Source organism: Ruegeria sp. CH8, from assembly GCF_056536985.1.
In genome coordinates this window covers 110,952-130,731 of record NZ_JBQFQR010000009.1, presented here as the reverse complement: position 1 = coordinate 130,731, position 19,780 = coordinate 110,952, and the positions used below count along the sequence as shown (strand labels likewise).

Sequence of the window (19,780 nt, the reverse complement as noted above, 5' to 3'; positions counted from 1 at the left end):
TCATCCATCCTTGCTGGTCCGAAACCACGACTCCGGGTCCACGGGGCTGTTATCCTGTCTTACCTCTATATAGAGCGTTTCTGACCGGTCAGTTCCAGTGCCATCACCGCTTGTTGACAAAATAGCGCCGATTCCCGGCGTTTCACCGGGCATCAAGCCTACCGGCGTTCCCTTGGAAATCACCTGTCCGGTGTTGCCATAAACCTCTTGCAAGCCCGAAAATACGAACAAAAGTCCGGGTTGGGGTTCCAATATTACCAGATTTCCGAGGTCAAGCAGTGGGCCGCGATAGCGGATAGTAGCCGCTGTCGGCGATGTAACAATAGCGCGGGGTCGGGTCGCCAGAACCACACCGGGGCGTTTAACGCCGGCTGCATCCGTCTCTCCGGCGCTGTGCAGCAGCACGCCCTGCACTGGTAACTCGATCTCGCCCTTGTGATCGGAAATATCGGCGTTGGTTTCAGTGATCTCTCCTTCGGCGATCTCCGACAAACCACTGGCAAACCCTTCCAGCGTTTCCGTAGATGAGATCAGGATCGCAGTTCTAACGGGGTCTTCGACAAATCGGCTTGGCAGGTCTGTGCGGTCGGCGATGGCAGTGCTCAACTGCGTACGAGCCGTCTGAACGCCGGACAAGCCTTCCGTCAGGGTTTCCGATGCACTTTGCTGTAACTGCTGCAGAGTCCGAACCTCTTGCAGATCATAGGCCAGGACTTGCGCACGGGCGTTGAGGCCCGGCGTAACCTCGGACAACATCATACCTGCCCGTGCCGACCCCAACGGTCCCGAAGGGTGCAGCATCAGAACTGGCGGAGCCGTCGTCTCAATAGTTTGCAATACACCCAGCAGCTGCGCGATTTCCTCTTCGCGACTGTGCAATTCTGCGGTCAGCTGCGCCTCGCGCGTGGCGGCACGGCGCAGGCCATCACGCATGGCGGCCAACCCAGCTTCATAGGCCTGAATGGTCTCGGTCAAGGCACGCACTCGGTCGCGGGCGCTGTCGGCCTCAGTCAGGGCGACGGAAGCGTCCTCGAGCATCTGCGCCGCATTCAGCGCCGCTGTGGCCGGGTCTGACTGCGCGTGGACCGGTGTTGCAAACAGCAGCGCCAGAAAAAGCGCGCGCATGGTCATGACAACAGGCTCTTCCCGGTCATTTCCGGCGGTTGTTCCAACTCCATCAACTGCAACACGGTTGGCGCCAGATCGGACAAACGCCCGTTGCGCAGTGTGGCACCCTTTGGCCCGCCTACCAGTGCCACGGGGACTGGGTTCAGTGTATGCGCCGTGTGCGGCCCGCCGGTTTTCGGATCGACCATCATCTCGCAGTTGCCGTGGTCGGCAGTGACGATCATCGCGCCCCCGGCTTTTTCCAATGCGTCAATTACCTGAGCCAAACCCTGATCCACCGCCTCACAAGCCTTGATCGCCGCTTGCAGATCGCCGGTATGGCCAACCATGTCCGGGTTGGCATAGTTGGTGACGATCAGGTCATACCCGGCCTCAATCGCCTCGACAAATTTGGCGGTCACTTCGGCCGAGGACATTTCGGGCTGCAGATCATAAGTCGCCACTTTGGGGGATTTCGGCATAAAGCGGTCCTCTTCCACCTCGGGCGTTTCCTTGCCGCCGTTGAGGAAGAAGGTGACATGCGGGTATTTCTCGGTCTCGGCCAGACGGAACTGGCGAAGGCCCTGCTTGGCAACCCATTCGCCCAGCGTATTCACGATGCCCCGTTTGGGGAAAACGGTGGTCATGTAGGCGTTGTGGCCATCCGAGTATTCGACCATACCCAATAACGCGGACAGTTGCGGGCGCGGGCCGGTATCGAAATCGGCAAAGCCGGGTTCACCAATCGCGCGCAGAATCTCTCGCGCACGGTCGGCGCGGAAGTTGAGGCAGAAGAATCCGTCGCCGTCTTTCACGCCGCCAAAGCCATCCAGAATCGTGGGCACGATGAACTCATCGGTTTCCGACTGGTTGTAGGCATGGTCAATTGCGCCATGCGCGGTGGTTGCCGTCCGACCCTGTCCTTTGATCATCGCTTCATAGGTCTCGCTGACGCGTTCCCAGCGATTGTCGCGGTCCATCGCGAAATAGCGCCCGCTGACGGTAACAATGCGCGCGCCTTCGGGCAGGCTGTCCTCCAACTCGGCGATATAAGTAAAGGCGGATTTCGGCGCCACGTCGCGGCCATCGGTGATTGCGTGCAATGCGACGGGCACGCCCGCGTCGGTGATCGCTTTGGCCGCCGCAACGATGTGGTTCAGATGTCCATGAACCCCGCCATCCGACACCAGTCCCATCATATGCGCGGTGCCGCCCGAAGCCTTCACCTTGGCAATGAAGTCCTGCAGGGCGTCGTTGTCGAAGAACGAGCCGTCCTCAATCGCCAGATCAATCTGTCCCAGATCCATCGCCACGACGCGGCCAGCACCGATATTGGTGTGGCCAACTTCGGAATTGCCCATCTGACCGCTGGGTAGACCCACATCCGGCCCGTGTGTGATCAGGGTCGCATGCGGACCGTTGGCCATGATCGCGTCGAAGGTGGGAGTGTTGGCCAAGTAAGGCGCGTTGGCTTCGGTGTCCTCGGACAGGCCCCAACCATCTAGAATGCACAGGACAACAGGTTTGGGGGCGGTCATTTCGGTTCTCCGGATTTCTGCTCTTGGTCCGTCTTGTATCGCCTGACCTGCCTAGGGTGAACCGCCTTTTGGCCTGAACCAGTCAGAATTAATCCCGTTGCGGTTTGTCCCCGCTGATATATTCGGCAAAAGGCCGGGCTTTGCGCCCGCGGTATTTGACGGTCAGGTCCAGCGGGGCCTCGTTTTCGTCATATATACCCAAAACAACCCCCCTGCCCCGGCTTTTTGTGCGCATCTCGATCAGTTGCTGTTCCGACCGCGTGGTCCGCTGGGAAGGGCGGCGGGTCCAGGCAAAGAGGTGGTCGTACATCTCAGCGATGACATCCGCGTGGTCGGCACTGCCGCCCAGATCGGTCAGTTCGTCCGGGTCGTTTTTCAGATCGAACAGGATGGGCCGGTGGCCGCCTTCGCAATGGATCAGCTTCCAATTCTTGTTGGCGACCATGAACATCACCGCATCCAGGACGGAGGCATCCAGCATGTCAGCGATGGGTGAAGCCGAGTAATCGTATTCGCAGATCACTACGTTTCGCGGCGTTTCATCCTGCTGCCCGTGCAGGATCGGCAGCAAAGAGTGCCCTTCTAGGATATGTGGAGCGACATCGCCCCCAGCGACATCCACAAAAGTTGGGGCAAGGTCGATGGACTCGACCAGAGCGTCGCTGACAGTACCACGTGTCGCGTCGGCCTCGGGCGACGGGTCGTAGATGATCAGGGGCATCTTGGTCGAGGCATCGTGGAAGAACGTCTTCTCTCCCATCCAGTGATCACCCAGAAAGTCGCCGTGATCCGAGGTCAGCACGATCATCGTGTCCTCCATCCGACCAGTTTTCTCCATCCAGTCGAACAGGCGGCCCATCTGATCATCGGCCTGTTTGATCAGACCCATATAGGCGGGGATCACCGCCTCGCGCACGTCTTGACGCGAGAAGGTCTGGCCGATTTTCGTGTCCATGAAGGCGCGCAGCACCGGATGGGCATTCTGATGCTCGGCCTCGGACCTCACCACCGGCAGCACATGCTCGGGACCGTACATTGAGGCATAGGGTTCAGGCACAATGTATGGCCAGTGCGGCTTGATAAAGCTCAGGTGACAGCACCACGGGGTGTCATGGCTTTCCATGAATTCGATGCCGCGCCCGGTCAGATAAGGCGTTTCGCTGTCCTCTTCGGCAATATTTGCCGCCTCGGACGAGTTTTTCAGGAACCAGCCCGACAACACGTTGTCATCCGCATCCAGACCGGAATTGGCAAAGTCGTGCCAAGGGTTGTCGCTCTCATAGCCTTTGTCGGTGAGGTACTCGTTGTATTTCCTCGCTCCGTTCGGATCGTAAAACCCATCCGGGCCTTCGGGGCGCATCCCGTCGTCGCGCTCATAAACGTCGAACCCGCACTCCGCCACGCGGGCGCCGATTAGGCTGTCGGGCTCCAGACCAAGCCGCGCCATCCCTTCGGCATCTGCTTTCATATGGGTTTTGCCAACCAGCCAGCAGTCCATTCCGGCCTTGCGCAGATGGTCGCCCATGGTGATTTCACCCACCTTCAGCGGAATGCCGTTCCATGAGGCCCCGTGCGAATGCACATACCGTCCGGTATAGGTAGACATGCGCGAGCTGCCGCAGATCGGGGATTGGATATAAGCGCGGTCGAACCGCACGCCCTGCGTGGCCAGACGGTCAATATTGGGAGTGTGCAGATGCGGGTGGCCGTAGCAACTCAAATAGTCCCAGCGCAACTGGTCGAACATGATGAACAGGATGTTCTTGGCTTTGGCCATGGCTGTGCCTCCCCGATAGTCAGGGACTTAGTTAGCCAATTCTCAGCCCGGGGCGAAGCGTAATTTAGGCTTCGACCTGACGTTCCATCTGTTCCAGCATCTTTTTGGCGCGCTTGCACTGCAGCTTGTCGCGCAGCGGCGAGTTCGGATCGACGTCTTTCTGGCAGACCACGCATTTGTCGGCACCCGAGATCGCGTTCAGACCGCCGCAGCTGCCCTTGATGGTTTTACCCATCAGCATCACGCCCAACGACATGCCCACCACGACGAGGGTCAGCAGAATGAAGGCCAGAATAAAAGTGCTCATCGTGGGTCCTACCGGTTAGTTGGTGCCAATCGCGTCTTTGAATGCGGAGCTGTGTACGGTGATATAGGCTTCTTCGCCGCCTGTCACATCCCGCGAGATGAAATACACGGCAAGTTCATGCTTTTCGGCCAGCTCAAGGCCCTTTTCCTGCCCCAGCGCCAGCATTGCGGTGGCCCAGGCATCCGCCATCATCGCGTTTTCGGCCAGAACGGTGACCGAGGTGGTCCGGTGCGTGATCGGACGGCCTGTAGTCGGGTCAATAATATGCGAATAGCGCACACCGTCCTGTTCGAAGAAATTCTTGTAATCGCCGGAACTGGCCATGCCCAGATCGCTCACCGATACGATCAGTTGCGGGGTCTGTGCACCGGCCTGCGGCTTTTCGATGCCGATGCGCCAGATTTCGCCTTTGTCGTTCTGACCCTTGGCAACCAGATCGCCGCCGATCTCAACCAGATAATCTTCGATCCCCGCCTCACGCAGCGTCTCGGCGACGGCGTCGATGCCATAACCCTTGGCGATGGCGGACAGGTTGATGCCCACGCCGGGTTCAGACTTCGCCAGCGTGCCCGCCTCAACGTCCAGAGTCAGCAAGCGGTTTTGGCCGACACCGCTCAGCGCGGCCTCAATTTCGGCATCCGAGGGCACCGGGTCTTCCGGCGTGCGCGGACCAAAGCCCCACAGCTCAATCAGTGGGCCCAGGGTGACGTCGAAGATACCCCCGGATTTCTCATGCACCTCATTCGCCGCCGTTATCACCTGCGCGAATTCGGCGGATACGGACATGGGGTCTGTGCCGGTTGCGGCGGAAAAGGTCGAGACCTCGGAATTCGGGTCCCAGTTCGACATCTTGGCGTTGACTTCGGCCAAGGTTTCTTGGACCGCGCTGGCCAAAGCGTCCTCGTCCAGATCTTCACCAATCGCGGTGATATTGAACGTTGTGCCCATCGTTTCGCCCGAAAGGCGGACCACTTCGGGCTCCTTGTCGAACAGGCAGCCGGACAGAAGTGTGGTAAAGGCCAGTACAGGCACAAGACGCATGGGGTGGTCTCCGAAAATTCAGTGCCCGGCATATGCCAGCCACCCTTGCCGGAGTCAAACCGGCGTCACAGTTTCAGCGGCAAAAAGCCCAGCATCAAAAGGCCAACCCCTGCGGGCACTCCAAATAGCCACGCCCGCTTCTGCCAGCCCGGCGCCTGTTGTTTCCACGCCTTGCGGAAATTATGGCCGCATACGACCACCGCAAAGAAAATCAACGCGGCCACGGGCGGGGTAAGATACAGCTCGTTCAAAGGCTTAAGGTTCCTCTGCAGTCGGGAGATTCTGCCGATCAGCAAAAATGCACCCTATACAGGTCGTTTAGCTGCGCTAAGGTGAAAGGGAAAGACTTTGCAAGAACCATGAAGGAGATTGCCCATGGCCCCAACCTCTTACCAATCGCCATCGCGTGGCGACAAGGCAGACAAGTCCACGTACAGCCAATCGACGGACTCGAACCTGTCGCACTCGCAGACAACCGTGGCCAAGTTGCTGGAAGGTAAAGGGGATGCGGTGTTTTCGGTGCGCCCGAACGAGACGATCCATTCTGTCGTCAACACGCTGAAGGAAAAGCGGATCGGTGCAGTTCTGGTGACCGACCAGAACGGCGCGCTGCAGGGCATCCTGTCCGAGCGTGACATCGTGCGGCGCATGGCCGACACACCCGGCCAGACCCTGCCGCAAGCGGTCGAAGATCTGATGACGCGCGAAGTAAAGACCTGCTCGCCGGATGACTATCTGAACGATGTTCTGAAAACCATGACCGAAGGCCGCTTCCGCCACATGCCGGTTCTGCGTGACGGGAATCTGGTCGGTGTCATCACCATCGGCGACGTCGTGCATTTCCGCCTTGAAGAGCTGGAATATGAAGCGCTTCGTATGAAGCAGATGATCGTCGGCTAGGCCTATCAACCCAGAATCCCCTTGACCTTGCCGCTGCGACAGTATCCCTGATGCGTCAAAGTCTGCGGTAAGGTCGAGGGTTACATGAAACGGGTTCTGGTCACAGGCTCTGGGGGATTTTTCACCCCCCTTCTGGCAAAGCTTCCGTTTTCCGAGGGGTTTCACGATCGCGGTTCTGGGGACGTGAACCTGCATGCAGGAAACATCTGGCCGCGTGCCAGATCAAAGTCGCGATCGCGCACCTCCTCAATTTGTTTCTCAGTTCCCACACTAGGCGACCTGGGGGTCTTTGATGCTTGACGCCAACCCAAATTCCCGTCGGATCGCTGTTATTGGCCTTGGGTATGTCGGCCTGCCGCTGGCTGTGGCCTTTGGCAAGATAGGCCCGGTTGTGGGCTACGATATTAACCCGGGACGGATTGAGGCTCTGCGTGCGGGGATGGATGCAACGCTAGAAGTCGAACCCGAAGATCTGGCCGCCGCATCCAGTTTGGTATTCACCACAGAAATGGCCGCCCTGGCCGCATGCGATACCTACATCGTGACAGTCCCCACTCCTATCACCGAGGGCAAGCAACCTGACCTGTCCCCGTTGCTTAGCGCATCGGAGATGGTCGGCGGCTTGCTCAAGCCGGGTGATCTGGTGATCTACGAGTCCACTGTCTATCCCGGGGCGACCGAGGAAGACTGTGTGCCGGTTCTGGAACGCGCTTCGGGGCTGACCTTCAACCGTGATTTCTTTGCGGGATACAGCCCGGAACGGATCAATCCTGGCGACAAGACTCACAGGATTTCGGACATCTGCAAAGTCACGTCCGGCTCCACTCCCGAAGTGGCCGATCTGGTAGATGCGCTTTATGCCCGGATCATCGCAGCAGGCACCCACAAAGCCGAAAGCATCCGCGTGGCCGAGGCAGCAAAGGTGATCGAAAACACCCAGCGTGACCTGAACATTGCGCTGGTCAATGAGTTGGCGATGATCTTTGGCCGCATGGATATCGACACGGATGCCGTTTTGCGCGCCGCAGGCACCAAATGGAACTTCCTGCCCTTCCGCCCCGGTCTGGTCGGGGGCCACTGCATCGGTGTCGATCCTTATTACCTGACCCACAAGGCCGAGGCGGTTGGCCATCATCCGCAGATTATTCTAGCCGGGCGAAGGCTGAATGACAGCATGGGTGAATATGTCGTCTCGCAACTGGTCAAGCGGATGATGCGCGACGGGATCAATGTAGGCGCGGCGCGGGTTCTGGTGATGGGGCTAACCTTCAAGGAAAATTGCCCCGACCTGCGTAACACGCGAGTCGTCGACATTATCGAAGAACTGCGAGATTACGGCGTTACCGTGGACGTCTATGACCCTCACGCCGATCCACGCGCAGCTCAGTCCGAATATGGAATCTCACTGATCGAAGACCCTCAAAAAGCCAACTATGACGGCGTTGTGCTGGCGGTGGCCCATCGAGAGTTTCTGGACCTCGATCCAGCACAAGTTCGCGCTTACGGCAAGGATCAGAGCGTTGTGTTCGACGTCAAATCCTGCCTGCCCAAAGAGGCCAGCGACCTGCGCCTGTAAAAAAACCGGCGCATCAGGCGCCGGTTTTTCGTTTCTTACCCGCCGAAATCGTCGAGCATGATGTCTTCGCGGTCCACGCCCAGATCCAGCAGCATGTTGATGACCGACTGGTTCATGATCGGCGGACCACACATGTAGAACTCGCAATCCTCAGGCGCGGGATGGTTCTTGAGGTATTCTTCGAACAGAACGTTGTGGATGAAGCCGGTGTAGCCTTTCCAATCGTCCTCGGGCTGCGCGTCCGACAGGGCCACGTGCCATTCGAAATTGTCAAATTCCTCGGCCAGCGTGTCGAAGTCTTCGACAAAGAACATCTCTTTCTTCGAACGCGCACCGTACCAGAAGCTGATCTTGCGGTTGCGGTTCTCAAGACGCTTGAGCTGGTCGAAGATGTGGCTGCGCATCGGCGCCATACCGGCACCACCACCGATGAAGACCATCTCTTTCTCTGTCTCGCGGGCGAAGAATTCGCCGAACGGGCCCGAAATAGTGACTTTGTCGCCCGGTTTCAGGTTGAAGATGTACGATGACATCTGCCCCGGAGGGATGCCTTCTGAGCCCGGAGGCGGCGAGGCAACCCGGACGTTCAGCATGATCATGCCCTTTTCGTCCGGATAGTTGGCCATCGAATAGGCCCGCTCGATCGGTTCGTTCACAACGGATTCGTACTGCCAAAGATTGAAGCGGTCCCAATCTTCGCGGTATTCCTCTTCCACGTCGAAATCCGTGTATTTCAACGCGTGTGCAGGGGCTTCGATCTGGATATAGCCACCGGCGCGGAAGTTCACATCCTCGCCCTCGGGCAGGTCCAGTGTCAGCGCCTTGATAAAGGTTGCAACGTTCTCGTTCGAGCGAACGGTGCATTCCCACTTCTTGACGCCGAAGACCTCTTCGGGAACTTCGATATCCATGTCCTGCTTGACCGCCACTTGGCAGGACAGGCGGTCGCCGCATGCAGCTTCTCGCTTGGTGATGTGGCTTTCTTCGGTTGGCAGGATCGACCCGCCGCCCGAATGCACCTTCACCCGGCATTGCGCGCAGGTGCCGCCGCCACCGCACGCAGACGGAACGAACAGTTTCTCAGCCGCCAGTGTCTGCAGTAGTTTGCCGCCCGCAGGCACCGAGATGGTTTTCTCACCATTAATGGTAATGTTCACGTCACCGGTCGATACCAGTTTCGAGCGTGCCGCCAGAATGATGGCCACCAATGCAATGACGATCAGCGTAAAAAGGATTACGCCAAGGCTAAACGTTTCCATGGGCCCCTCCTTACAGTTTCACGCCCGAGAAGGACATGAAGGCCATCGCCATCAGTCCCGCGGTGATGAAAGTGATCCCCAGACCCTGCAGGCCGTCGGGAATGTCCGAGTACTTCAGCTTTTCGCGCACACCAGCCATCGCAGTGATCGCCAGTGCCCAGCCAAAGCCGGAGGACAGACCATAGGTTGCGGCCTCGGCAAAGTTGTAGTCGCGTTCCACCATGAACAGCGAACCGCCCAGGATGGCACAGTTCACCGTGATCAGCGGCAGAAAGATCCCCAGCGCGTTGTAGAGCGGCGGGAAATACTTGTCCAAAACCATCTCTAGGATCTGCACCATCGCCGCGATCACGCCGATATACGAGATCAGGCCAAGGAAGGTCAGGTCCACATCAGGGAACCCGGCCCAAGCCAGCGCGCCCGGCTTCAGCAGATAGTTCAGCAGCAGGTTGTTGGCAGGTACGGTAATCGCCTGCACGACCATGACCGAGATGCCCAGACCCAGCGCGGTCGAAATCTTCTTGGATACGGCGATGAAGGTACACATCCCCAGGAAGAAGCTGAGCGCAAGGTTTTCGACAAAGATGGCCTTAACGGCCAATGAGATCAGACCTTCCATCAGTGGGCCTCTACCTGCTGAATTTTGTATTCACGTTCTTCGACCTGGTTCGGCTTCCATGTGCGGAAGGCCCAGATTATCAGACCGATGATGAAAAACGCCGACGGAGGCAGCAGCAGCATGCCGTTGGGCACATACCAGCCACCGTTGTTGACGGTTTCAAGGATTGTCACTCCGAACAGAGACCCAGCACCGAACAGTTCACGAATGAAGCCAACCAACAGCAGGATCAGGCCATAGCCCATGCCGTTGCCCACACCGTCGATGAACGAAGCCATCGGAGGGTTCTTCATCGCAAATGCCTCGGCGCGGCCCATCACGATACAGTTGGTGATGATCAGACCGACGAAAACCGACAGGGTTTTCGAAATTTGGAAGGCATAAGCCTTGAGAACCTGATCCACCAGGATCACCAGCGAGGCGATGATCACCATCTGCACGATGATCCGGATTGAGCCCGGGATCTGGTTGCGCAGGATCGAGATGAACATCGACGCAAACGCGGTCACGAAGGTCACCGCCAGCGCCATCACAAAGGCCACCTGCAGCGACGAGGTCACCGCCAGCGCGGAACAGATGCCCAGAACCTGCAGCGTGATCGGGTTGTTGTCGACAAGCGGGTCGACCAGCATCTCTTTCTTGGTCTGAGACATTAGAACTCTCCTGCTTGCAGCTTGGCCAGGAACGGAGCGTAGGCCGCGTCACCCATCCAGAATTTCACCAGGTTATCGACACCCACGGATGTCAGCGTGGCACCCGCCAGCGCATCGACGTAGAAATCAGGTCCGGCTGCCGGTTGCGATTTGGCAACTGTGATCTGCAGTTCACCCGCGTCATCTCGCAGCTTTTTACCGCTCCACAACGCTCTCCAGCGCGGGTTGTCCACCTCGGCACCAAGGCCCGGTGTTTCACCGTGCTGATAGAACTGCAGGCCGTAGATATCGTTGCCGTTGTTCTCCAACGCGATAAAGCCGTAAAGCGTGGACCACAGACCATAGCCGTGCAGCGGCAGGATCACTTTGTCCAGATCGCCTGCATCGTCGCGCAGCAGATAGATCACGCGGTATTTTGCCTTTCGGCCGATCCCTGCCGGGTCGTCATCCAGCGCGACGCTCAACTCGGGGTCGCTGGCGGCTGCGGTATCGTCGAAAGTGGCCGGGTTGAACTGATCATCGACGAACTCGCCGGTGGCCAGTTCCAGCACATGCGGCTCGAACGCGGCGAAGGCCTCGGATACGTCAATGCCGGGCTCATAGACACCCGCCACCTGCAGAACGTTCACTTGCCTGTCTTTCAGAGCGTTGGCTTCTTGCACCGGGCGAAGACTGACCGCAGCGGCGGACACGACCATCGACGCGACAAGGCAGACGGCCACGGCGATGAAGACTGTCTTGCCAACCGAATCCGGCGAGGCCGCCAGAAACTTGGCGATCGCGCCTTTTGGTTCTTGGGATTGCGTATCAGACATGGCGACGCGCCCTCCGTTTGATGTTGGCCTGAACGACGAAGTAGTCGATCAGCGGTGCAAAGACGTTGCCGAACAGAATGGCTAGCATCATGCCTTCTGGGAACGCCGGGTTGAGGACGCGGATCAGCACGACCATGACACCGATCAGCGCACCATAGATATAGCGACCCAGATTGGTGTGGCTTGCCGACACCGGTTCCGTGACCATGAAGGCCAGACCAAACGCATAGCCACCCAGCACGATGTGCCAGTACCAGGGCATCGCGAACATCGGATTGGTGTTCGACCCGATGAGATTCAGCAGCCAGGTGAATATGATCGTCCCTGCTAGGCAGCCCAAAATCAGGCGGTAATTGGCAATTTTTGTCACCAGCAGGAAGGCCAGACCGATCATGCAGGCCAGCGTCGAGGTTTCGCCAAAGCTGCCCTGAATGGTGCCAAAGAAGGCGCTCCACCATGTGATGCCCTCGGCGGCCAGCGCCTGCATCCCGTCGGCTGCGGAAACCGCCAGAGCTGTTGCGCCAGAAAACCCGTCAACCGGTGTCCAGACCGCGTCACCCGACATCTGAGCCGGATATGCGAAATACAGGAACGCGCGGCCAACCAGCGCGGGGTTGAGGAAGTTTTTGCCGGTGCCGCCAAACACCTCTTTGCCGATCACGACGCCGAAGATGATGCCCAAGGCCACCTGCCACAAGGGCGTGCTTGCAGGCATGATCAGCGTGTAAAGCATTGAGGTCACAAGGAAGCCCTCGTTTACCTCGTGGCCACGAACGGTGGCGAAGATGACCTCGAAAATACCACCTGCAACCAGCGTCACGATATAGATCGGCAGGAAATAGAGCAGCCCGTGCATGACATTGGCAAAGATGCTGGAGGGGTCCAGCGAAATGCCGAACATCTGCAACAGGGCAATCCGCCAGCCGGTGGCGGCATCCGCGCCCAAGGCCGCGATCGCGGAATTGGCCTGATAGCCGGTGTTCCACATCCCCCACAGGATGCACGGGATTGTCGCGATCACGACGTAAGTCATGATCCGCTTCATATCCACATAGGACCGCGCATGGGGGGCGACGGTGGTTACGGTTTTCGGAGTGTAGATGAAGCTTTCGACCATCTCGTAGATGGGGAAAAGCTTCTCGTACTTGCCGCCTTTGGTAAAGTTCGGCTCGATCCGGTCAAAGAAGCTGCGCAAACCCATTCGGATTAGCCCTCCTTTTCAATCTTGGTCAGGCAGTCGCGCAGCGCCAGCCCGTATTCATATTTCGCCGGACAGGCAAAGCCGACGAGGCCCAGGTCCTCTTCGTCCAGCTCCAGCGCACCCAGTGCCTGAGCGGTATCGGTATCCATCACCAGTAGCGCTCGCAGCAGCTGTGTCGGCAGGTAGTCCTGCGGCATCAGTTCTTCGAAAGTGCCCGTCGGCACCATGGCGCGGCGGCCACCGTTCAGGTTGCTGGTCAGTTTGTAGAGCTTGCGCGCAAAAGCGGATCCTAGCACCGGCTGGATCGCGAATTTCGACGGCATCGGAAGAATCCAGCCCATAGTGTGCTGATCGTGATCTTCACGAATGATCGAAATTTGCCGAGCGAAACGCCCCAGATAGGCGGTCGGACCGTCGGCCTGCGTTCCGGACAGGATCGAACCCGAGATGACCCGGGCGGTGCCGTCCACATCAACCTCATCGCGTGTCAGATCATCTGTCGAAGCGCCCATCACGGTACGGATCAGACGCGGTTGCCGCGCACCGGGGCCGCTGAGGGCAATCACAACGTTGGGGTCCAGATGCCCGGTTTGGAACAGCCGGCCAATGGCGATCACGTCCTGATAGCCGATGGTCCAGACCTGCTTGTCGCCTGCCAGCGGTTCAAGAAAGTGAATATGCGTGCCTGCCAGACCTGCAGGGTGCGGGCCCGAGAAGGCCGCAGCCTCAACACCTGCCACATCCGCGCCCGGAATGGTATCGCCGTCCTTTTGGCACAGGTAGGTTTTGCCCTCGGTCAGCTTGGAGATCACACCTAAGCCCGCGGCAAAGGCCTCACCTGCATCAGCAATGATCACGGCTGCGTCGGCGGCCAGAGGCTCACTATCCATCGCGGTGACGAAAATCGCAGTCGGCTTGCTGCCCGGCGCCGGCATTCTCGAATAGGGACGCGTACGGAAAGCCGTCCACAGGCCTGCTGCGCATAGCTTCTCGGCCACACCTTCAGCGCTGTCACCGTTGCCGACGCCCGAGAAATCAACACCCGTATCGTTCGGGTCCGAAACCTCGATCACAACGCTCTGCAGCACTCGGCGGGCACCGCGATTGATTGCAACAACCTTACCGCTGAGCGGAGCAACCATCATCGCCTCGGGAACGTCCTTGTGGCAGAACAACGGCGTACCGCGCTGAACCGCATCACCTTCCTGAACCAGCATACGCGGTTTCAGGCCAAGGTAATCGCCCCCCAACACTCCTACGGTTTTGAATTCTGGTCCCGGATGGATGGTTTGTTCCGGCGCGCCCTGCACCGGTAACTCCAACCCTTTTTTCAGTTTGAAAGTTTGCATGTCGCTACTGTCTTCCAAGCCTCTTTACCTGCGCCAGCCATGCCGACACCTTTTCAGGATCGGACAATAACGCGGGATTTTCAAACAGTCGTCGCAAAAGCGTCGAAATGCGTCCGAATTCCGCGGGCGTAATTCTGATTGTGGCCCCTTTACGCGGGGATGATGCTAAAAGCAAACCTGTTACCGCAAAAACTAAACTTAGGATGTCACTTTCTTTTAAAGACATACGTTTTGTCGCAGCTCAAATTGCGTGTCGCACCCGGAATGCTTCCAGTGTAAGCACATCCAATGGAACAAACGACCGATTTTGAGATTTTTCTGGTGGCCACCCCGGGGCTTGAGGCGCCTTTGCACGCCGAAGCCGTCGAGAAGGGATTCGGTGCTGCCAAAATCGTGCCCGGCGGCGTCAGTTGCCGCGGAGACTGGCCCGAGGTCTGGCGCGCAAACCTGTGTCTGCGCGGGGCAAACAAGGTTTTGGTTCGATTGGGCAGCTTTCCGGCTGTCCATTTGGCGCAGCTCGATAAACGAGCGCGCAAGTTTCCATGGTCCGATGTCCTGCGCCCCGACGTTCCAGTCAAGGTCGAGGCTACCAGCCGCAAGTCACGTATCTATCACGCAGGTGCCGCCCGTCAGAGAATCGAGCGGGCGATCTCGGAAACGCTGGGTGCACCGATTTCATCTGACGCGGGCCTGCGTGTTTTGCTGCGTATCGAAAAGGACATCTGTACTTTGTCTGTCGACACCTCGGGCGAGCCGCTGCACAAACGTGGCCATAAACCCGCGGTGGCCAAGGCGCCGATGCGCGAAACGATGGCGGCGATGTTCCTGCGTGAATGCGGCTTCGACGGGTCAGAACCCGTTCTGGACCCGATGTGCGGTTCGGGTACATTTGTCATCGAAGCGGCGGAGATTGCTCAAGGTCTAAACCCCGGTCGGTCCCGTCATTTTTCCTTCGAGGACCTGCAAGGTTTCGATGCAGAAGCGTGGGCTACGATGCAACAAAGCGATCCGCAGTCAGAAACGGACATGGTTTTCTACGGGTCCGATCGGAATACTGGTGCTGTGGACGCTGCAACCACCAACGCCGACCGCGCCGGAGTAGCCGCACTTACCCGATTTCAGTGCAAATCGGTCAGTGACATCAAACCTCCGGTTGGTCCAGCAGGTCTGATCATCGTCAACCCGCCCTACGGTGCCAGAATCGGAGACGAAAAGCGCCTGCGCTCTTTGTATGGCAGCCTGGGCAAAGTGCTGATGACCCGGTTTAGCGGCTGGCGCGCAGGTATCGTGACCAGCAACCAGTCGCTCGCCCGTGCCACCCGCCTGCCTTTGCTGTCCCCGGGGCCCGTAGTGGATCATGGCGGCACGAAAATCCGGCTGTACCAGACCGCTCCCCTGCCCTGACGGGAATTATCGACGGTCGCCCGTCTGGGATTCCAACAAACGGCTTCAAAATCCCTCTTGCACATCCAAATCCCCGGGTATAGATCACCCGCCACGGTCGGAGTGTAGCTCAGCCTGGTAGAGCACTGTCTTCGGGAGGCAGGGGTCGGAGGTTCGAATCCTCTCACTCCGACCAATAAAACAAGGCGCCCAAGGGCGCCTTTGTTGTTTTCAAGGCAGTGATCCGAGGTTCGTTGAACCTGAGCTTTAGTCGAACTCCAATGCACTGGCAGCTTTACGTAGATGCTCCGGGCTATAGCGCGCGTAGACGAATGCGGTAATCCGAGAGTCTGAATGACCGAGAAACTGAGCGATCTCATCCATCGGAGTGCCTGCCTCCGCCATATGAACTGCAGCTGTGTGCCGCAGCACATGTGGCGACACATCAGGCAGGCCCGCCGCGACTGCGGCCGCCTTGAAGCCTTTCTTGATCGACTTCATAGGTCCGCCAGCCCATTCCACGACATACTCAGATAATGCGGCTTTCTGGGCATTCAAAAGCGCAGAATACAGGCTCTCGGTCATGGGGACGATGGCCCTGCCCTTCCTCCGTCCGTCAACAGTTCGGAGATTGATCTGACGGCGCTCAAAGTCCACCCGATCCCACGTGAGTTCTAACACGGCCGTTACCCTAGCTGCCGTCGACAGCATCAGCCAGATAGCCAACTTGATGTGATGTGCGCAGTCGACCGCCAGGAGCTGTGAAATCTCCTGGCGCGTCAGATACCTCTCTTTGGGGGCCGGTTTGCTGGGGCGCTCGATGTAGGGTGCTCTATCAATCAGCCCGGTCTTCTCAGCCCAATTCAAACAGGTCCTTAGCTTGCCAAGCTGCGTCCAGATCGTGCCGTCCTGAATACCTGCCTGTCGCCGATCGGCGATGTAGGCTTTACAGTCCCGCACGCTTATCTGTTCCGGACGAAAGGCACCAAACCAAGGCAGCACAGAACGGCCAGTGTATTGCATGCTTTCATGCACCGGCCGACCCTCGACTGTCACGCTGTAAGCATTCCAAATTGCGGCTACGGTCAGTTCATCCTTTCCGGATGTCTGGGCGAGGAGGACATCACGGCCTTCGGCCTCCGCGCCTTCGAGGGTGTCCGCATCAAGACGATACCTGCGTCTGCGTCCATCTTCCTCATACCAGACAACGACGAAGCGGTTGTTGAGTCGACCGATGCTATATTCCTGCACTGCTCATACTCCTCTACTTTGTGTGCCGGGATGCGAAACTGACGGCGAACTCTGAAATGTTCTAGCTGACCGGTTTTGCAGAGCTGGCGGACAGTCTCAGAACTGCAGCTCCAGCGCTCTGCGAGAGTTTTGGGTGTATATTGTTTGCGACTCAGCACCCATTAGACAGATCCAGCTGTTGCTGATCTCCATTTTTTCAAACCCAAATAGTCCCTTCGGCTCGCGCTCTGGCCAACCACAACAGAACCAATAACTATAGCTGCTCCTATAGACTGAGTGAGGCTAAGCGTTTGTCCCAAGTATACCCAGCCGAGCACGACAGCTGTTACAGGACTCATCATGCCAAGCATCGAGACTGCACTGGGCTCCAGGCGCGCTATCCCACGAAACCAAAGAGCATAGGTTGCTGCAGCACCGATCAACCCAAGCCAAATAAGCCAGGCGACATTTGTCGCGCTGAGCGCAGGTAAAGGCGGCTCAAGGAACAGTGCGACTGGCAACAGTATCAAACCACCGGCTGTTAATTGCCACGCTGTGAAACTCAGCGCCGAGACCGGAGGTTGCCATTTCCGGCTGAGAACAGTGCCAGCAGCCATTGACGCGGCTCCTCCCAAACCCGCTGCTATACCGATCCAATCAAGTTGTGCTTCTGGTCCGATCAGCAGCAGAAACACACCCATAACACCAGTTGCGGCGGCGCCAAGCGCACCAAGTCGGATTGGGGTTCCCAGCCATCCCCACGCCATCAAAATCACGATCATTGCTTGCAACGATCCAAGGGTGGCGGCCACGCCACCAGGTAACCTATACGCAGCAACGAAGAGGAGCACCCAGAACAGAGCGAAATTGACGCTGCCTAGGACGAAAGTTCTACCGAGCCATTCGCGTGGTGGGACGCAGCGCGTCACTGCAAGCAACAACAAGCCAGCAGGCAGAGCTCGTAACGCCGCCAGGGTAATCGGGTAGCCAGCCGGGAGCGCTTCGGTAGTTACCAGATAAGTGCTTCCCCATACCGCTGGGGCGAGTGAAGTGAGAAGAATATCGGTTGAGCGTGACATTGTATGTCTCCCGGCTGAGGCGTTTCAGAATTTGAGTGAGACTTCAGAGGCGCGCGGGTTAAGCTGCTTTCGCTTGCAGGTTTGCTCCAGCGAGGCACGCTGCAATCCTTGCAACATGAGCGCCCTGGAACCGCGCTCCTGCCAGGTCAGTTTCGGTAGGCGAGCGGGAACCATCAGCACCGGCGATCGTTCCGGCACCATACGGTGCGCCGCCAATGATTTCTTCTGATGTAGTCTGGCCAGCAAATGTGTAAGGCATTCCGGCAATCAGCATCCCAAAGTGTTGAAGAGGGACTTGAGTTGTCAGAAGGGTCGCCTCGTGCCCGCCATGTTGCGAACCCGTAGATGCAAAGACCGCCCCGACTTTACCAACCAGAGCATTCCTGGCCCAAAGCCCGCCAGCCTGATCCAGGAACGACTTCATTTGGCCTGCCATCATGCCAAATCGGGTCGGCGTTCCTAAAATTATTGCATCATAGTTTTCCAGATCTGTCGGCAAGGCTATAGGCGTATCATCGACGACATAGCCGGCCTGCTGGCGGACTTCTTCAGGGACGGTTTCAGGCACACGCCGAACGTCAACTTCGATGCCGTGAACACTTCTGGCGCCTTCAGCTTCGGCACAGGCCAATGTGCGGACGTGGCCATAGCTTGAATAGTAGAGAACGAGAATACGTGACATAGGATACCTCTCAGGGCTGTGACTTGTTCCCTGAGAGAATGGAATTTGTTGCGCCGCCAATTAAGCCGCGCTCTTTGATATCACTCTTTACCTGTATTGAACAAAGTCACGATCTGAGAGCCAAGCGCAGATGATCAAGAAAGGCTGTGACCTTGGCGTCCATTCCCAAGCGAGATGCTGTGACGGCGAATATCTCTGGCGCGGGCAATTCGTGGTCAGGAAGAACTCTCAGCAAGGTTCCGTTAGCTTCAGGAGCATCAGAAACGAACTCCGGCAGGGTTCCGATACCTTGCCCCGCTATCAACAGATCCCGCAAAACGAGGCTGTTGCCAACCCGCACGCGCGGATCAAGCTCTAATGCTGTGACACCGTTGGCGGCCGAGAGCTTCCAGCTCGTCAAATGATCAGCAAGCAAAAAGCCGATGATGGCGTGGGTTTTCAGATCCGCCGGCTGGGTCGGCGTCCCACATCGCTCTAAATAGTCTGGAGACGCAAATATTCTTTGCCGCATCACGCCGATCCGTCGGGCAACAAGTGCCGAATCCGGCATGGCAGCACGGATACGTATCGATAGATCGAACCCGCCCTCGACCATATCGATCACCTTGTCGTCCATCGAAAGCGTAAATCGCAAATCGGGATAGGTTTCCAGAAAATCAGGAAGCATAGGGGCGATAACGGTCTGGCCGAAAGAACTTGATGCATTCACCCGAAGATGCCCGCGCACTGCTTTTGAACCATCCCTGATGGTTTGCTCCGTTTTCTCGACCGCGTCGAGTATTCCAATTGCATCGTGGTAATAAAGGCTGCCGGTGTCAGTCAGTGACATAGATCGCGTCGTTCTGGTGAGGAGGACGGTTCCTAAACTTTCTTCCAGAAGCTTGATTTCTCTGCTGAGAAGCGCAGGAGAAACACCAAGGTCTTCCGCCGCACGGGCAAAGCTACCGCGTTCAACGATACGGCGAAAAGCTTGCATCACTGACAGTTTGTCCAAGTTATCACCCTTCGAAAAAGCTGCTTTTGATGTGTTACGCGATAGATCGGGTCTACGACATGCCCAAACTCACATTCTTTCAGGTCGAGCTGATCCAGTTCAATTCTGTTTGCGGAGCATCCACCACACCTGTGAACTTGAGCTCGGGAACAGTTTTCGGTTCTGAGAGCTCCTCCCTACAATCTCCCGTCACCAGCCTCCCTTTTAAATTACCAGCTTTTAGGACGGACCTAGCACTACTTTGCATATCTAGGCACAGTCAGCCTCTAT

At 57.7% G+C, this 19,780-nt stretch carries 19 protein-coding genes, 1 tRNA gene and 1 pseudogene; 4 read left to right on the top strand and 17 right to left on the bottom strand.

Annotated elements, in window-relative coordinates; translation table 11 throughout:
- The 6 genes from ACR0ER_RS12355 to ACR0ER_RS12330 all read right to left on the bottom strand — a co-directional run bounded on the left by ACR0ER_RS12355 (position 1) and on the right by ACR0ER_RS12330 (position 6,066).
- Positions 1–1,131 (bottom strand): murein hydrolase activator EnvC family protein, encoded by a 1,131-nt coding sequence (locus tag ACR0ER_RS12355; protein ID WP_480769181.1) that lies wholly within the window; start codon positions 1,129–1,131, stop codon positions 1–3.
- Positions 1,128–2,645: a 2,3-bisphosphoglycerate-independent phosphoglycerate mutase gene (gene gpmI, locus ACR0ER_RS12350; protein ID WP_480769180.1), complete on the bottom strand. Its 1,518-nt coding sequence runs from the start codon at positions 2,643–2,645 to the stop codon at positions 1,128–1,130. Before gpmI ends, ACR0ER_RS12355 begins: the two co-directional genes overlap by 4 nt.
- 88 nt (positions 2,646–2,733) lie before the next feature.
- On the bottom strand, positions 2,734–4,422 hold the full coding sequence (locus ACR0ER_RS12345; RefSeq protein WP_480769179.1) for a sulfatase-like hydrolase/transferase: 1,689 nt from the start codon (positions 4,420–4,422) through the stop codon (positions 2,734–2,736).
- A gap of 64 nt (positions 4,423–4,486) precedes the next feature.
- The gene (gene nqrM / locus ACR0ER_RS12340) at positions 4,487–4,729 is read right to left on the bottom strand and encodes a (Na+)-NQR maturation NqrM (RefSeq protein ID WP_170330357.1); all 243 of its coding nucleotides are present in this window, start codon (positions 4,727–4,729) and stop codon (positions 4,487–4,489) included.
- Positions 4,730–4,744: 15 nt separating this feature from the next.
- Positions 4,745–5,770, bottom strand: coding sequence for an FAD:protein FMN transferase (locus tag ACR0ER_RS12335; RefSeq protein ID WP_480769178.1), 1,026 nt, complete (start codon positions 5,768–5,770; stop codon positions 4,745–4,747).
- A 65-nt stretch (positions 5,771–5,835) separates the two neighbouring features.
- Positions 5,836–6,066, bottom strand: coding sequence for a hypothetical protein (locus ACR0ER_RS12330; RefSeq protein ID WP_480769177.1), 231 nt, complete (start codon positions 6,064–6,066; stop codon positions 5,836–5,838).
- A gap of 79 nt (positions 6,067–6,145) precedes the next feature.
- Here ACR0ER_RS12330 and ACR0ER_RS12325 point away from each other — a divergent pair, with 79 nt between their 5' ends.
- Positions 6,146–6,670, top strand: coding sequence for a CBS domain-containing protein (locus ACR0ER_RS12325; RefSeq protein ID WP_170330351.1), 525 nt, complete (start codon positions 6,146–6,148; stop codon positions 6,668–6,670).
- A 292-nt stretch (positions 6,671–6,962) separates the two neighbouring features.
- Positions 6,963–8,246 carry a Vi polysaccharide biosynthesis UDP-N-acetylglucosamine C-6 dehydrogenase TviB gene (tviB, locus tag ACR0ER_RS12320; protein WP_480769176.1) on the top strand — a complete coding sequence of 428 codons (1,284 nt, stop codon included), beginning with the start codon at positions 6,963–6,965 and terminating at the stop codon, positions 8,244–8,246.
- A 35-nt stretch (positions 8,247–8,281) separates the two neighbouring features.
- Here tviB and nqrF read toward each other — a convergent pair whose 3' ends face one another.
- From nqrF to ACR0ER_RS12290, 6 genes are read right to left on the bottom strand one after another with little or no spacing between them, the layout of a single operon-like run.
- The gene (nqrF, locus tag ACR0ER_RS12315) at positions 8,282–9,505 is read right to left on the bottom strand and encodes an NADH:ubiquinone reductase (Na(+)-transporting) subunit F (protein ID WP_480769175.1); all 1,224 of its coding nucleotides are present in this window, start codon (positions 9,503–9,505) and stop codon (positions 8,282–8,284) included.
- Between the two features lie 10 nt (positions 9,506–9,515).
- On the bottom strand, positions 9,516–10,124 hold the full coding sequence (nqrE, locus tag ACR0ER_RS12310; RefSeq protein ID WP_050603817.1) for an NADH:ubiquinone reductase (Na(+)-transporting) subunit E: 609 nt from the start codon (positions 10,122–10,124) through the stop codon (positions 9,516–9,518).
- Positions 10,124–10,777 (bottom strand): NADH:ubiquinone reductase (Na(+)-transporting) subunit D, encoded by a 654-nt coding sequence (locus ACR0ER_RS12305; protein ID WP_170330345.1) that lies wholly within the window; start codon positions 10,775–10,777, stop codon positions 10,124–10,126. Before ACR0ER_RS12305 ends, nqrE begins: the two co-directional genes overlap by 1 nt.
- A complete protein-coding gene (locus ACR0ER_RS12300) occupies positions 10,777–11,592 on the bottom strand; it encodes a Na(+)-translocating NADH-quinone reductase subunit C (RefSeq protein ID WP_480769174.1) in 816 nt (271 codons plus the stop codon). Before ACR0ER_RS12300 ends, ACR0ER_RS12305 begins: the two co-directional genes overlap by 1 nt.
- A complete protein-coding gene (locus ACR0ER_RS12295; RefSeq protein ID WP_480769173.1) occupies positions 11,585–12,793 on the bottom strand; it encodes an NADH:ubiquinone reductase (Na(+)-transporting) subunit B in 1,209 nt (402 codons plus the stop codon). The genes ACR0ER_RS12300 and ACR0ER_RS12295 overlap by 8 nt, the downstream gene beginning before the upstream one ends.
- Positions 12,794–12,798: 5 nt before the next feature.
- Positions 12,799–14,142 (bottom strand): Na(+)-translocating NADH-quinone reductase subunit A, encoded by a 1,344-nt coding sequence (locus ACR0ER_RS12290; RefSeq protein ID WP_480769172.1) that lies wholly within the window; start codon positions 14,140–14,142, stop codon positions 12,799–12,801.
- Positions 14,143–14,430: 288 nt separating this feature from the next.
- Here ACR0ER_RS12290 and ACR0ER_RS12285 point away from each other — a divergent pair, with 288 nt between their 5' ends.
- Positions 14,431–15,546, top strand: a complete 1,116-nt coding sequence (locus tag ACR0ER_RS12285) for a THUMP domain-containing class I SAM-dependent RNA methyltransferase (RefSeq protein WP_480769171.1) — start codon at positions 14,431–14,433, stop codon at positions 15,544–15,546.
- A 98-nt stretch (positions 15,547–15,644) separates the two neighbouring features.
- A tRNA-Pro gene (locus tag ACR0ER_RS12280) sits at positions 15,645–15,721 on the top strand.
- A gap of 71 nt (positions 15,722–15,792) precedes the next feature.
- Here the strand turns inward: ACR0ER_RS12280 and ACR0ER_RS12275 are convergent.
- The 5 genes and pseudogenes from ACR0ER_RS12275 to ACR0ER_RS12255 all read right to left on the bottom strand — a co-directional run bounded on the left by ACR0ER_RS12275 (position 15,793) and on the right by ACR0ER_RS12255 (position 19,510).
- Entirely contained in the window at positions 15,793–16,776 is a 984-nt protein-coding gene (locus tag ACR0ER_RS12275; RefSeq protein ID WP_480769170.1) for a tyrosine-type recombinase/integrase, read from the bottom strand.
- Positions 16,777–16,793: 17 nt separating this feature from the next.
- Positions 16,794–16,934 (bottom strand): annotated as a pseudogene (locus tag ACR0ER_RS12270) (excisionase family DNA-binding protein); the annotation flags it as partial.
- Positions 16,935–16,937: 3 nt separating this feature from the next.
- Positions 16,938–17,834: an EamA family transporter gene (locus ACR0ER_RS12265; RefSeq protein WP_480769169.1), complete on the bottom strand. Its 897-nt coding sequence runs from the start codon at positions 17,832–17,834 to the stop codon at positions 16,938–16,940.
- Between the two features lie 58 nt (positions 17,835–17,892).
- The gene (wrbA, locus tag ACR0ER_RS12260) at positions 17,893–18,516 is read right to left on the bottom strand and encodes an NAD(P)H:quinone oxidoreductase (protein WP_480769168.1); all 624 of its coding nucleotides are present in this window, start codon (positions 18,514–18,516) and stop codon (positions 17,893–17,895) included.
- A gap of 106 nt (positions 18,517–18,622) precedes the next feature.
- On the bottom strand, positions 18,623–19,510 hold the full coding sequence (locus ACR0ER_RS12255; protein ID WP_480769167.1) for a LysR family transcriptional regulator: 888 nt from the start codon (positions 19,508–19,510) through the stop codon (positions 18,623–18,625).
- Positions 19,511–19,780 lie beyond the last annotated feature (270 nt).